This window comes from Alistipes indistinctus YIT 12060 (assembly GCF_025144995.1).
In the GTDB taxonomy this organism is placed as follows: Bacteria; Bacteroidota; Bacteroidia; order Bacteroidales; family Rikenellaceae; genus Alistipes_A; species Alistipes_A indistinctus.
Genome location: NZ_CP102250.1, coordinates 2120078 through 2134041, shown reverse-complemented (window position 1 = coordinate 2134041; position 13964 = coordinate 2120078). Strand labels below are relative to the sequence as shown.

Below are 13964 nucleotides of genomic sequence, written 5' to 3'. Positions count from 1 at the left end.
CCGAGATACCGCAAACGTGCCGGATCCCATTGCCGGAAGTGTCCCGGAAAACATTTTTCGGATACGCACTTTACGTAAATAGAAACTATAGACAATGGATTTTGCATCGTTTTTGACAGTTCCGGGGTTTAAATAGAATATTAAAATATATAAATATTATATTGTAATTTCAAATCTTGCATTGTATATTTGCCGTACACCCTGTTGCTGCCCGGTTTCTCCCCGGGTTCCGGTCAAAGCAGTCGCTCCCACGTCGTAAAATAAAAAGTTCGAGAATATGCCAAAGCACCTCCCCAAATCCATTCCCCCGGTCCCGCAGCAGCCGACGGTGGTCAAGTATGTCCAGCCTTCGCGCATCGGAATCCAGTCGCACACGCTGACAAGGCACTGCATAGGCTATGTACGGCGCGGCACCAAATACATCTACTACGGCGACGTGCGCCATGCGGTAGGCGCGGGCGAGGTCTTCTACCTCAGTGCCGGAACCCACTACACCGAGGACGTTCCCACCGGCAGCAGGAATTTCGAGCAGGTGGTCTTCTACTACACCTCGGAACAACTCGCCAGGATCCTCAACAACCTGAGCCTGACCTACCAGTTGGCGATCACCAACGACCACAGCTGTCCCGAATGCGAAAAGCAGTCGCACGTCGTGGCCCCGGGATGGCCCGCGCTGAAAAACTTCTTCTCCACGATCAATGCCGGACTGCGCGACAACCTGTTCGCCGACGACGACACGGCCGTCCACCTGAAGCTCACCGAACTGGTCTACCTGATCCTGTCGCAGGGCGAGTGCTGCCTCAAAAGCAAAATCCTGAGCAACATGGACCTGACCAAGGAGAACTTCGAACAGATCGTGCACAACAGCATCTTCACGGATATTTCGATCGAGGAACTGGCGGCCAAATGCAACCGGAGCCTCACCTCGTTCAAGAAGGAGTTCCGCAAGCACTTTTTCGAGCCGCCGCACAAATGGTTCATCCGCCAGCGGCTGATGCACTCGCGCCTGCTACTGATCTCGACCAACAAGTCGATCTCGGAGATCGGCCTCGCGTGCAACTTCCCGAACACGTCGCACTTCATCAAACTTTTCAAAAAGGAGTACGGCATGACGCCCGCCGCCTACCGGAACCGCCACCAGCAGAGCATAGCCGAAGACGGCGCCGGGCCACGGGACATTCCGGCGGAACGCGACGGCGAGCCGGATGCGGAAATCCGGGCCCAGGCGCACGACAAAAAAACCTTCCCGGCAGACGTATAACCCCGGGCGGGATGCTGTGCCGCGCGGGTTAGTTCCGGAAAAATGCTTCCCGGACTTGCAAAACCGGAATTTCCGGGCTATATTTACTCTGTCTGATTGTTCAGAGTAACCGCCTTGTTTGTATGCCGGCTCCTTCGGGAGCCGGTTTTTTATTGAGGGCGGAACGACCGGATGCACGGCGGCAGGACGATACAAGGCAAGCGAGAGAGGGGCAACGACAAGCCAAGAAGGATACGGGAACGCGACGACAAACGCGCGGTTACTCTTCGCTGATCGCGACCAGCTGGTCGCGGTAGGCCGCCAGGATGCGCGACTTGGAGATAAAGCCGAGGTAGTGCCGGTCGCTGTCGATCACCGGAAGCATCCACGCCTTCGACTGCTCGAACGCATCGAGTACGCTGCCCATCTGCTCGTTGGGATAGACCACGTCGGGCGGCGGGATCATGTAGGCGTCGATCTTCGTATCGTACTTGGCCGGGTCGAACATATCCGCCCGCAGGTCGTCGAGCTGGACGACCCCCAGCAGCACCCCGTCGCGGCTCACCACCGGGAAGATATTGCGACGCACCGACGAGATGAGACGCACCACGTCGCCCAGGGTCGTGTCCATCGTCACCGGGTGGAAATCGGTCTCCATCAGCCGCTTCAGGTCGAGGAAGACCAGCACCGAACGGTCTTTGTTGTGCGTGAGCAGCTCGCCGCTCTGGTAGAGTTTTTTCGTATAGATCGAATAGGGTTCGAAATAGTAGCTGATACCGAACGAAACGGCCGACGTGAGCATCAGCGGAACGAAAAGCGAGTAGCCGTTGGTCAGTTCGGCGATCAGGAAGATCGACGTGAGCGGAGCCTTCATCACGCCGGACATCACCCCCGCCATGCCCACCAGCGTGAACGAGACGATCGGGACATCGAAACCGAAATAGGTGTCGAGGATAAAGGCGGCCGAAGCGCCGGTGAACGCGCCGACGAAGAGCGACGGCGCGAAGGTGCCCCCCACCCCGCCGGCGGCGGTCGTGGCGGCCATCGCCACCACCTTGAAGAAGAGCGTCGCGACCAGGTAGAGCGCCACGAGCCACCCGATGTGGCGGTAGGAGAAGAACATCGAATTGTCGAACAGCGCATCGATGTTGCCGTGCATCAGGTCGACCATCGCCTCGTACCCTTCGCCGTAAAGGGGCGGGAAAATAAAGATCAGCAGGCCGATCACCACGCCGCCCACGAGCCATTTGCGCCCCAGAGTCCTGAGGCGGGCAAACGCGCCGCCGATAGCCGTATTGATGCGTGTGAAGTAGTACGACATGAACCCGCACAGCGTGCCCAGGACGACGTAGAACGGGATGTTGTGCAGGCTGAAGGTCTTGATCTCGATGCTGAAAACAGGCTCGAAGCCGTTGAGGAAAAACATCAGCGAGGTGGCCGTGACCGTCGAAATGAGCAGCGGGATGATCGAGCTCACCGTAATGTCGAGCATCAGGATTTCGAGCACGAAGACGACGCCCGTGATCGGCGCCTTGAACACGGCCGAAAGGGCGCCCGCCGCACCGCAGCAGAGCAGCAGCGTGATGTCCCGGTAGTTGAGCCGCATGAACTGGCCGATGTTCGAGCCGATGGCCGAACCGGTCAGCACGATCGGCGCCTCGGGGCCGACCGAACCGCCGAAACCGATAGTCGTCGCGCTGGCCACCACCGACGTATAGCAGTTGTGCGGCTTGATGCGGGAGCCCTTTTTGCTCATCGCATAGAGTACGCGCGTCACCCCTTCGGAGATGTCGTCGCGCACCCAGTAGCGCACGAAAAGCGTCGCGAGGATCACGCCGATGATCGGGTAGACCAGGTAGAGCGGGCTGGCCGTGTCGATCGCCAGCCAACTGGTCAGCCCGGTGCGCACCAACACCAGCAACCCTTCGAAAAGGTAGGTCGCGAAGCCTGCGGCGAGCCCGACGACGACGGCCAGCAGAATCATCAGCTGCTTCTGCGAGAGCCGCTTCGTCGCCACGATCAGGTAGCGGTACAGCAGCCCGAGCCGCCGGTATGTCCCTCTGGTGGAATAACTCATCTCTACTGTTGCATCTTGCACCGGCGCGTCTTGCGCGGTACATTTCTTATCCCAATCCGTGGCGCAGGCCTCTCTTCCGGGTGCGCTTGGTTGCCGGGTGCAGATCTGCCTTTCGGGTGTGCCTCCTTCGGGGTGGCGGCCCGGTACAGGCGGGAATTCGTATCAGCTTCGGCATTGCGGTCCTCCGGCGTTAGAAACAAGGTTTGGCACCTGCTCGGGTTTGCCGAACGTCCGCACGAACCGGAACTGTAATTCCGGGCGTGCAGTGAAAGCAAAGCCTCGGCAGGTAAACCGGTTTCGCAGCCGGAGGACCGCAACGCCGAAGCAGGGCTGTCCGTTACCGCCCGCTGTCCTTTCGACCGCGAAGCACGAATCCGAAGGATCAGGAGCCGCTAAAACCGCGTAATGCCCATGATCTCGCGCACCTGCGAAACGGTCCGGTCGGCACTCGCGCGCGCCCTCTCCGCCCCCATCGAAGCCACCTTGTGCAGGTAAGCGTCGTCGGCGAGAATGTCGCCGATGTTCGCGCGGATCGGCGCCACGGTCTTGATAATATCTTCGGCCAACTGCTTCTTCAGGTCGCCGTAACGGATTTCGCAGCGGTTCCAAAGCCCTGTAAAGTGCTCGACGGTATCGGGGGTCGAAACGGCCTTCATGATCGTGAACAGGTTCGCGATCACCTCCGGCATCGGACTGTCGGGAGCCGTCGGGCCGCTGTCGGTCACCGCCTTCATCACCTTCTTGCGGATCACCTCGTCCGGATCGGAGAGGAAGATGCCGTTACCCTCGGACTTGCCCATCTTGCCGGTGCCGTCGAGGCCCGGAATCTTGACCGACGCCTCGCCGAAGTTGTAAGGCTGGCTCTCGGGGAAGAACTCGGTGCCGTAAATCTGGTTGAAGCGGCGCGCGAAGCGGCGCGTCAGTTCGAGGTGCTGCTCCTGGTCCTTGCCCACCGGTACGCGCGTGGCGCGGTGCAGCAGGATGTCGGCGGCCATCAGCACCGGGTAGCACAACAGCCCCGCGTTGACGTTTTCGGGCTGTTTGCGGATTTTATCCTTGAACGAAGCGGTGCGCTCCAGCTCGCCGATGTAGGCGTGCATGCTCAGCAGCAGCGACAGCTCGGCCACCTGCGGCACGTCGCTCTGGATATAGATCGTCGCCACCTCGGGATCGAGGCCGGCGGCGAGGTACTCCGCCAGCACGTTCTTCACGTTGCCGTGCAGCGCTTTGGGATCGGGATGGGTGGTCAGCGAGTGGTAGTCGGCAATGAAAAAGAAACACCGGTCGGTGTGCTGCATCTTGACGAAATTGCGCAGGGCCCCGAAGTAGTTGCCCAGGTGCAGCCGGCCGGTCGAACGGATGCCGCTTAGTACTGTTTCCATAGTGGTGAAAAAGAGTCTGATTGGTATTTTGTTCCACAAAATTAACAAAATCGAGGGAAAACGGCTCCTTTCGTCCGAAATTCTCGGGGGTTATCCCGATTTTGGATTACTTTTGCGACTGAGTGTCCCGGAGCGTCTCTCCCCCCGGCAGGACGGCGGCGATGGTGCGGGGCGGTGTGCCGCGGGCCGGGGCGAACGTGAAGCCGGGCCCGAAAACAACCGCAAAGACCGGGAGCTCGCATGACGGCAGCAGGCCGGGAACAAGAGCAAAAAAGGCACGGAAGCCCGGAACGACCGGGAAAATACGGACGAAACGACAAAGTACAGGCAGCGTCCGGAGCAAAACACAACATACGAAAACAGAACTGACAAACCGATAAACACCCGCCGATGAACACCTACTGGAGACTGCTCGGATTCGCCAAACCGATCGAAAAATACGCGATACCCTACTTCTTTTACACGCTCTTCTACTCGCTGTTCAACACGTTCAATTTCGTGATGATCATCCCGATCCTCAACTCGCTGTTCGACCCCGCGAAGCAGATCGCACAGGTCACCTCGATGCCCGCCTTCGCGCTGAACATGGACTACTTCGACCGGCTGGTCAACTTCCTGCTCTACAAAATCTACGGCCCCGACTACTCGGTGATGAACGTGATGCTCTTCCTGAGCATCTTCATCGTCTCGTCGGCCCTGCTGAGCAACATGTTCCGCTACCTGGGCCAGTGGACCATCGAAAACATGAAGATCCACACGCTGCGCCGCCTGCGCAACGCGGTGTTCGACAACGTGATGGGCCTGCACGTGGGCTACTTCAGCAACGAACGCAAGGGCGACATCATCTCGAAGATCACTTCGGACGTCACCGTCGTGCAGTTCTGCATCACCAACACGCTGCAGGTCGCCTTCCGCGAACCGTTCCTGATTATCGGCTACATGATCGCGCTGGTCAAAATCTCGTGGGAACTGACGATCTTCTCGGCGATCTTCCTGCCGCTCACGGCACTGCTCATCGGTTCGATCGTCAAACGGCTGCGCAAGTCGGCCAAACAGGCGCAGGAGAACTTCGGCGACATGACCAGCCTGCTGGACGAGGCGCTCACCGGCGTCAAAGTGGTCAAGGGCTACAACGCGACGGGGTACATTACCGGTAAATTCCGCAAAATCAACGATATTTACTCGCGCATCACGCGCTCGATGGCGCGGCGCCAGCAGCTCGCTTCGCCGATGAGCGAATTCCTCGGCATTTCGGCCGCGGCCGTGCTGCTGCTCTACGGCGGCAGCCTCGTGCTGGACGGACGGCTCGAAGCGGCCGGGTTCATCGCCTACCTCGCCATCTTCACACAGATTACGCGCCCGGTGCGCTCGTTCACCGACGCCTTCAGCAACATCAACCAGGGCATCGCCGCGGGCGACCGCGTGCTGGGACTGCTCGACGAGAAGAGCCGCATCCCCGAAGCGACGGGAGCCGTCCGGCTGGAACAGTTCCGCGACAGTATCGAGTTCCGCGACGTGTCGTTCTCGTACGACGATTCGCGCAAGGTGATCGACTCAGTCAGCTTCACGATCCGCAAGGGCGAGACCGTGGCGCTCGTAGGGCCCTCGGGCGGCGGCAAATCGACGCTTTCGGACCTGATCCCGCGCTTCTACGACGTTACCTCGGGTGCGATCTTCGTGGACGGGATCGACCTGCGCGAATACCAGCTGGACAGCCTGCGCAGCCACATGGGCATCGTCACGCAGGAGACGATCCTGTTCAACGACACGATCGCGGGCAACATCCGCCTCGGCAAGCGCGACGCGACGGACGCCGAAGTGGAAGCCGCCGCACGGGTGGCCAACGCGGACGGTTTTATCCGCGAGACCGAGCACGGCTACGACACGAACGTCGGCGACCGGGGCATGAAGCTCTCCGGCGGGCAGCGCCAGCGCCTCAGCATCGCGCGCGCGGTGCTCAAAAACCCCGACATCCTGATCCTCGACGAGGCCACTTCGGCACTCGATACCGAATCGGAAAAGCTCGTGCAGGAGGCCCTCGGTTCGCTGCTCAAGGGGCGCACGTCGCTGGTAATCGCGCACCGCCTGAGCACGATCGTGGGCGCCGACAAGATCATCGTGATCGAGCACGGCCGCATCGCCGAACAGGGTACGCACCACGAATTGATGGAGCGCGGCGGCATCTACGCACACCTGATCGAAATGCAGCAACTCGCGTAAAACCCTCCGGAGCCCCGGAGGCGGGAACAAATCCTTCCGGAGCAAACAGCAATACCGACTCCCTGCGCTTTCCGGCAACTTTTTTGTATCTTTGAGGGGCGCCCTGCAACGGGACAGGTACCGGACGGAAGTATCCCACAGGAACCGAACGGGCCGCAACGAGCCGGGCCCGTATGCCGCGCGACAGACAAACAACCCTACCCGTAACCATGAGCACCATTCTTTTCGACCGCGTCATCTTCGGTCCCGTGCACAGCCGCCGACTCGGACTGTCGCTCGGGGTGAACCTGCTGCCCACCGACAACAAGCTTTGCAACTTCGACTGCATCTACTGCGAATGCGGCTGGGGCAAACATGGCTTCAAGCCCCGTTTCAACACGCGCGAAGAGGTGCGGACGCTGCTGCGCGCGAAACTGCGGGAGATGGCCGCCGCAGGAACGCCGCCCGACGTGATTACCTTCGCGGGCAACGGAGAACCGACGATGCACCCACAGTTCGAGGAGATCATCTCCGACACGATCGCCGTACGCGACGAGCTGTGTCCGTCGGCAAAGGTGTCGGTGCTGAGCAACGCGACGATGATCGGCCGTGACAATGTGCGCCGCGCACTGCTGAAGGTGGACAACAACATCCTCAAGCTCGATTCGGCGCTGGACGAAACGGTGCGCCTGATCGACCAGCCCCGGGGACGCGCCGGCGTGGCAGAAACGGTACGGCTGATGAAGCTCTTCGGGGGACGGCTGATCGTGCAGACGATGTTCCTGCGCGGCATGTACGACGGCCGCAGGGTGGACAACACCACCGAAGCGGAGGTGTCCACCTGGCTGGAGCTGATCCGTGAGGTGGCCCCGCAGCAGGTGATGATCTACACGATCGACCGCGAGACCCCGGCGCACGGACTGGAGAAGATTCCGCTCGGAGAGCTGATGAGGATCGGGGCGCGGGTCGAGGCACTGGGCATTCCCTGTTCGGTTTCGGGAGCGACGGACCATCCCTCGACACCCGACAGCAAACCGAATCCGGAAGAGTAACCGGGCAGCGGAGCGGCACTGCACGGCGCACCCCAGCCGGTCCCCCAACAAGCCGGAAGGACCCCGCGAAAGTACCGGCGGAGGCTGGTCAAACGACCTCAGGCCAAGAGGTCCGCCTGCAGGAGGCACCGGCACGCGGCAGATAGCCCCCCGGGGCAACGCGAGGACGGAAACGGCAGGGCGGCACATGCCGCGGCCAGCGACCGGAGGTGCGGGAAAAAGCAGGGCGGGGAAAGATGCAAGGGACGCCTACTGCGAGAAATAAAAAACGATACAACGAACCGGACGAACGGCCGGACAAACTGAACCGGATGAACAAAACCGGACAAACTGACCGGACGAACCGAACAGCCATAAACGACACGAAAGATGGTTACCACCGAACAGATCAAAGCGCTCGAGGAGCGGCAAACGGCGCTCCATACCCACTTGCATATCGACGACCGGCGGCTCGAACTCGACGAACAGGAGTCGCTGACCCATGCGCCGGACTTCTGGGACGATCCGGCCAAGGCCGAGGAGCAGCTGAAAAAGGTGGCCGGGATCAAATACTGGATCACCGCCTACGATGCGATCGCCTCGGCGATGGAAGAGCTGCACCTGCTGCCCGAATTCATCCGCGAGGGGGTATCGGCCCCCGAGGAGCTCGACGCGCAATACGGCCGGGTACTGGAGATGATCGAGGCGCTCGAAATGCGCAACATGCTGGGCGGCGAAGAGGACCGGCTCGGCGCGATCATGGAAATCAACTCCGGCGCGGGCGGCACCGAAAGCCTCGACTGGGCTTCGATGCTGATGCGCATGTACATGCGCTGGGGCGAAGCGAACGGTTACCAGGTCAAGGTGGTCGACGTGCAGGACGGCGAGGAGGTCGGAATCAAGTCGGCGACTCTCGAATTCGTCGGCGAGTTCGCCTACGGCTACCTCAAAAGCGAGAGCGGCGTGCACCGCCTCGTGCGCCCCTCCCCGTTCAACGCGAACAACAAGCGCCAGACCACCTTCGCTTCGGTGTTCGTATCGCCTGCGGTGGACGACACGATCGAGATCACGATCAACCCCGCCGACATCGAATGGGACACATACCGCAGCGGCGGCAAGGGCGGCCAGAACGTCAACAAGGTCGAAACCGGCGTACGCCTGCGCCACCTGCCCTCGGGGATTATGGTCGAGAACACCGAAACGCGCTCGCAGATCATGAACAAGGAAAATGCGATGCGCATCCTGCGTTCGAAGCTCTACCAGATCGAGCTGGACAAACGCCGCGAACTGCAAAACGAGCTGGAAGGACAAAAAAAGAAGATCGAATGGGGGTCGCAAATCCGCAGCTACGTGTTCGACGACCGCCGCGTGAAGGACCACCGCACCGGGCACCAGACCTCGGACGTACAAAGGGTGATGGACGGCGAGATCGGCGACTTCATCAAAGCCTACCTGATGGGCGACTACCAATAGCTCCGAACGGTACACGCCGCCGCGCCCGGCGGGCAAGCGGAAAAATGCCGGACCGGCATTTTCGGTAAATCTATTTATCCACTTTGTAATTGCCGGTGTCGACTCGGCCGCCGGTACGGGATTTGTTGACCGTGAGGCTGCCCGTCGAACCGGAAATCCGGATGCTGCCACCCGTGTTGGAGGCTAAAGCGGCCGACTGTCCCGTATGCGACATCGAGAGGGAAGCCCCGGTGCCCGCTTTGCACGACAGCGCCGAAGCGTCGAACACGGCACCGCTCAGCGAAGCGCCCGTCGAGCCTTCGGCAGTCACCTGCCCGGCTACGATATGCAAATCTTTGACCGAAGCGCCGGTAGACACTTTGATCCCCACGCCGGATGCAGTCAGCGTCAGGCCGCTGACCATGCCGCCCGTGGAGGCGCTGATCTCCGCATTGCCGCCCGTAAAACTGCCGTTGCAGGTGATTTTCGCCCCGGTGGAGGCTTTCATCACATCGACTTTGCCGAGATTGACCACCGCCGTCAGGTCGTGGCCGCGGAAATTCCGAAGGCCCTCGGTGTCGATCCCCAGGCGCACCACCCCTTCGGGCGAAATTTCGCAAATCAGGCGATCCTGCCATTCGGCCGGAATCTCGACCCGAACCGAAGTGCGGGCCGACTCATTCACCTCGACACGGAATCCCACCGATGCGGAGACGCCGGTAATCGGCTGCCCCTCGAAACGGGTCACACGGTACATCTGCCGGTCGCCCGCAGCGGAAATCGCCCCAGCATCGGGACGCCCCTGGGCATAAAAGCCGGTCATTGCCGCTGCGGCAACCACCGAGAAAAGAAGAATCAGTTTTTTCATACTATCGGGTTTTAGGAAAATTTGTAGGTGTTTTAAGAAAAGGTCCGGGATTCCGGGAACGGCTTTTCGGGGAACCGGGCTCACGGAAGCCGGGATTTTACAGGATCGGGAGGTCACGGGAACGGATAAAAAACGGGACGTAAGGAGACGGCGGGTCCGGACCCGGAATGACCGGAGCCCCGGAACCGACTCTATAGGGAGGAACTGTATAGGACAGGAGGCTGAAAGAGAGACGCCCCCGGTAAAAACTATTGCACGCGATAAGACACTGTGTAGCCGTCGGTATTGATGTTTCCGCCGGAACGGGACTTGTTGACCGTCAGGATCCGAGTCGAACCGGTAATCCGGATCACACCGCCCGAAGAGGTATTCAGCATCGAGTTGTTTCCGGTGTGTTCGAGGGTGGCGACGGCGCCGGAAGAGGCTTGGCACGTGAGTGCCGTGACATCGAGCGACACCCCTTTGACCACGGCCCCGGAAGAGATTTCCACACCTGCTTTCGGAGCGGTAACGGCCACATTCCGGATCCCACCGCCCGAAGAGGCGTCGATAAGCGCCTCGGAGGCCTTCAGGCTCAAACCGTCGACCATGCCGCCGGAAGAGGCCCGCAACTGCACGGTACCGCCCTTGAAAATACCGGTACAACGGATCACGGCACCGCTGGAACACTTCAGCAGGCTAAGCTTCGGCAGGCTTACCACGGCCGTAAGCTGTCCCTTGTTGATGCGCAGTCCCCTGGAACCGGAAAGCCTCTTGGTGTCGAGGCCCAGCTGCACCACCCCGTCCGGGGTCAGCTCGCAGGTCAGGTACTGCTGCCATTCGGCAGGCATCACGATCTCAACGGAAGTGCTGTTCGATTTGCGCACCTCGACACTGAAACCGGACGAGGCCGAAACACCGGTGATCGTCTGTCCCGCGAAACGGGTCAGGCGGACCATATTGTCCTGCACGTGGCTTTTGGAGGTCTCCCTGCTGTCGCCGGCATATTGTCCGGCGAAGGTCCCGGCCCAACGAGAGGTGTCGTCGTCCAACTGCTTGCGGAGCCGGGCGGCCTCGGCCACAACTTCGGTTTTGGCACGTTCGATGTCAGCTTTGGCTTTTGCAATATCCTCTTCGACCCGCGCGGCCTCCGGCTTTGCCCGCGAAACGTCGCCGGAGGCGGAGATTCTACCCCGGGATGAAACAGCGCTCCCGGAAGAAGCGGCACCGAGCGCATTCGCCGTCAGGTCCAACGTCGAGGAGGCCAGCTTCAGCGCACTCTGCTCGATGGCCGCAGCGGCAGCCTCGATCGCCTCGTCCCAACCATCGGCCTTCACCGGAACGGAACCTCCGGCACGGGATCCAGCACTCGCCTGCGGATCTTCGGCCGAAGCGTTCAGAAACTCCCTGACGCCGAAATCACCCTCGCGCTTGCGGATCGCGGCGGCCTCCTCCGGGTAGTCACGCAAGTAGCGTTTGGTCGTCACCATCACCACCGGAGAGTCTTTGGTCCCCACGGTAATCCGTTCGACATCCGACGGATCGAGCTCATTGAGCGCCTGCACCCCGCGAGGATCGACTTTGCCGTCGACCATAATCACGACATCATCGCCCTTTGACGAGACGCGCTGTACGGCAGGAGACTCCCCCGAAACCGGAGCACCGTATCCGGAAACACCGGATGCGTCCGCGAAAGCCGCACCGGGCTGTACCGCAGCGGTCGGTTCGGCATCATCCGACGGGACGGCATCGTCCCCGGAAAAGAGTATCGGCCCTTCCTCCGCGGCCGTTTGGGCCTGCACGGCGGCCGGAACCGCATCGGCGGAATAACCGAACGCGGAAAGCAGTTGGTCGGAGAGTTCGGCAGGAACTTGTTCCGGGCTGCCGGCTGCGACCGGCCGCTCGGTGAACGAGAAGAGCGCGAGCAACACCGCAAGGGCGGGCACCACCAGCAGCATGCGCAGCCCGGCCCTGCGCGAAGCCCCACGGGAGAGCATTTGCAGGCGTTTACGCACCAGCGAGTAACTGAAACCGCTCGCGAGCGTCGTACGGGCACCGGCAACGGAACTGACCATCAACATGATGTATTGTTCCGCATCGAACCCGCACTGCAACACGGCGTCGTCGGCCTGGTATTCATGCACCTCGCACAGCGAACGGTGCCACAACCAGACGAAGGGATTCCACCAGCAGAAAAGCGTCACCACGACGGCCAGCAGCCGGTCCCAGCTGTGGCGCAGCCGGATGTGGCAAAGCTCGTGCGCCATCAGTTCGCGAAATTCGTTTTCGCCCAAATCCCGGCGGTTGATGAAAATGCAGTTGAACAGCGAGCAGGGGCTCGACACAGCCGGGCTGTAGACGACACGCACGTCATCGAGCATCCGGGAAACGTTGCCCTCGCGCATCAGCCTGACCCAACGCAGCGTGTGCCCCAAATAATACAGCAGCAGCAATAGCGAGCCGGCAATGCCGCACCAAAGCAGCCAGGCGTACATCAGCCCGGACCAGCCGGCCGGAACCAGCGCGGCGAAGGCCGAAGCGGCCGCCTCCCGGAAGAATGCCGAAGCCTGCGCACCGGGAGAGGCAACAGTCACGGCAGTCATGGCAGAAGCGGCGCCGGAAGCCGGGGATGGCGCCGGGGATGCGGAAAGGGCCGCCGGAGCCGCCTCAGCGAAAAGCGAGGCATCCTCCGCAGCGGAAACAGGCTGCGCCCGAACGGGGGCTTCGGCGACCGCGGCGACCGGAACAGCCGGAACGGGCGCAGGCTGTGAGGCCGGCAACACAGGGATCGACAGCAGCGGAATCAGGAACGACACCGGTACGGACAACAACAGATAGGCGCGCGAACGGGCAAACCGACCGTCACGCTGCAAGAAAAACCTGTAGACGATCCATAACAGCGCGAAGCAGATCTGGACTTTGACGAGGTAAGGTAATGTACTCCACATAGCGGGGGAATTTTAAGGTTACGGGGGTCTGTCGGGAGTATCGGAAGACAGGTTAAAAAGTGAGGTAGTGTTTGTAAATATATGTTTGCAGAGATGCAGGTGCAGAAAATACAGGCCGGTGAAACGTGCCGGAACAAAGGAAACCGCTGTACGGTGCAACAAGTACGCGAGCAGGGTGCGGGAAACCGCAGGGCCGGAGCGGGAAGCGGCCATACGGGCGGCTACCGCCCTACCCCTTTTTTCTTCTCGATCGCCTCGCGGGCGATCGCCAGGATACGCTCGGTTTCGCGCACCGAAAGGTCCTCCTTCTCGCAGAAGAACGAAACCATCTGCGAAAGCGAATTGTCGAAAAAGTTGCTCATCACCGAGTTCATAAAGCTGCGCGTGTACGCCTCCTTGGCCACCAGCGGCCGGTAGCGGTGGCTCTTGCCGACGGGCGTGTAGCCGACCACCCCTTTCTTTTCGAGGATGCGTACGATCGTCGAAACCGTGTTGTAGGCCGGACGCGGCTCGGGCATCGCCTCGAGCAACTCGCTGACGAACGCCTCGCCCTTGTCCCAAAGGATCTGCATCACTTCGAGCTCGGCTTTGGTCAGCTCCCGGATCTCTTTTTTGCTCATGGTAAAATCGCTTACCGCCCGCAGGCGGAGTTTCTGATTGTGCGGCCGGAGGTTCCGGCCTACTGTCAATACAAATATAAACTATATTTTTAGTTTTACCAACTAAAACATTAGTTTTTGCAAACAAAAATTCGCTCCTGCAATTATATTGCTAATACAAAAGACATT

9 protein-coding genes are annotated in these 13964 nt (G+C 60.6%); 4 read left to right on the top strand and 5 right to left on the bottom strand.

The genetic code is table 11. The features are described 5' to 3' along the window. The first annotated feature begins 277 nt into the window (after positions 1 to 277). Entirely contained in the window at positions 278 to 1261 is a 984-nt protein-coding gene (locus NQ495_RS08955; RefSeq protein ID WP_009132899.1) for a helix-turn-helix transcriptional regulator, read from the top strand. Positions 1262 to 1520: 259 nt separating this feature from the next. On the opposite strand, the gene NQ495_RS08950 is transcribed toward NQ495_RS08955, so the two are convergent. Together NQ495_RS08950 and trpS are read right to left on the bottom strand one after the other, a co-directional pair. Continuing rightward, on the bottom strand, positions 1521 to 3317 hold the full coding sequence (locus tag NQ495_RS08950) for a chloride channel protein (RefSeq protein WP_009132898.1): 1797 nt from the start codon (positions 3315 to 3317) through the stop codon (positions 1521 to 1523). 392 nt (positions 3318 to 3709) lie between these two features. Beyond that, positions 3710 to 4699 (bottom strand): tryptophan--tRNA ligase, encoded by a 990-nt coding sequence (gene trpS / locus NQ495_RS08945; protein WP_009132897.1) that lies wholly within the window; start codon positions 4697 to 4699, stop codon positions 3710 to 3712. Between the two features lie 390 nt (positions 4700 to 5089). Here trpS and NQ495_RS08940 point away from each other — a divergent pair, with 390 nt between their 5' ends. The 3 genes from NQ495_RS08940 (at position 5090) to prfB (ending at position 9402) form a co-directional block, all read left to right on the top strand. Continuing rightward, positions 5090 to 6919: an ABC transporter ATP-binding protein gene (locus NQ495_RS08940; protein WP_009132896.1), complete on the top strand. Its 1830-nt coding sequence runs from the start codon at positions 5090 to 5092 to the stop codon at positions 6917 to 6919. Positions 6920 to 7128: 209 nt separating this feature from the next. Next, positions 7129 to 7950, top strand: coding sequence for a radical SAM protein (locus NQ495_RS08935; protein ID WP_009132895.1), 822 nt, complete (start codon positions 7129 to 7131; stop codon positions 7948 to 7950). A gap of 369 nt (positions 7951 to 8319) precedes the next feature. Further along, on the top strand, positions 8320 to 9402 hold the full coding sequence (prfB, locus tag NQ495_RS08930; protein WP_009132894.1) for a peptide chain release factor 2: 1083 nt from the start codon (positions 8320 to 8322) through the stop codon (positions 9400 to 9402). A gap of 70 nt (positions 9403 to 9472) precedes the next feature. Here the strand turns inward: prfB and NQ495_RS08925 are convergent, their stop codons facing one another. The 3 genes from NQ495_RS08925 to NQ495_RS08915 all read right to left on the bottom strand — a co-directional run bounded on the left by NQ495_RS08925 (position 9473) and on the right by NQ495_RS08915 (position 13796). Continuing rightward, positions 9473 to 10249 (bottom strand): GIN domain-containing protein, encoded by a 777-nt coding sequence (locus tag NQ495_RS08925; RefSeq protein WP_009132893.1) that lies wholly within the window; start codon positions 10247 to 10249, stop codon positions 9473 to 9475. Between the two features lie 248 nt (positions 10250 to 10497). Next, positions 10498 to 13176 (bottom strand): GIN domain-containing protein, encoded by a 2679-nt coding sequence (locus tag NQ495_RS08920; protein ID WP_009132892.1) that lies wholly within the window; start codon positions 13174 to 13176, stop codon positions 10498 to 10500. Between the two features lie 221 nt (positions 13177 to 13397). Beyond that, a complete protein-coding gene (locus NQ495_RS08915) occupies positions 13398 to 13796 on the bottom strand; it encodes a BlaI/MecI/CopY family transcriptional regulator (RefSeq protein WP_040294237.1) in 399 nt (132 codons plus the stop codon). Positions 13797 to 13964: the final 168 nt, after the last annotated feature.

Coding starts and splice junctions, on each gene's coding strand:
- NQ495_RS08955 (WP_009132899.1), top strand. CDS start 278: ATGCCAAAGCACCTCCCCAAATCCATTCCCCCGGTCCCGCAGCAGCCG.
- NQ495_RS08950 (WP_009132898.1), bottom strand. CDS start 3,317: ATGAGTTATTCCACCAGAGGGACATACCGGCGGCTCGGGCTGCTGTAC.
- trpS (WP_009132897.1), bottom strand. CDS start 4,699: ATGGAAACAGTACTAAGCGGCATCCGTTCGACCGGCCGGCTGCACCTG.
- NQ495_RS08940 (WP_009132896.1), top strand. CDS start 5,090: ATGAACACCTACTGGAGACTGCTCGGATTCGCCAAACCGATCGAAAAA.
- NQ495_RS08935 (WP_009132895.1), top strand. CDS start 7,129: ATGAGCACCATTCTTTTCGACCGCGTCATCTTCGGTCCCGTGCACAGC.
- prfB (WP_009132894.1), top strand. CDS start 8,320: ATGGTTACCACCGAACAGATCAAAGCGCTCGAGGAGCGGCAAACGGCG.
- NQ495_RS08925 (WP_009132893.1), bottom strand. CDS start 10,249: ATGAAAAAACTGATTCTTCTTTTCTCGGTGGTTGCCGCAGCGGCAATG.
- NQ495_RS08920 (WP_009132892.1), bottom strand. CDS start 13,176: ATGTGGAGTACATTACCTTACCTCGTCAAAGTCCAGATCTGCTTCGCG.
- NQ495_RS08915 (WP_040294237.1), bottom strand. CDS start 13,796: ATGAGCAAAAAAGAGATCCGGGAGCTGACCAAAGCCGAGCTCGAAGTG.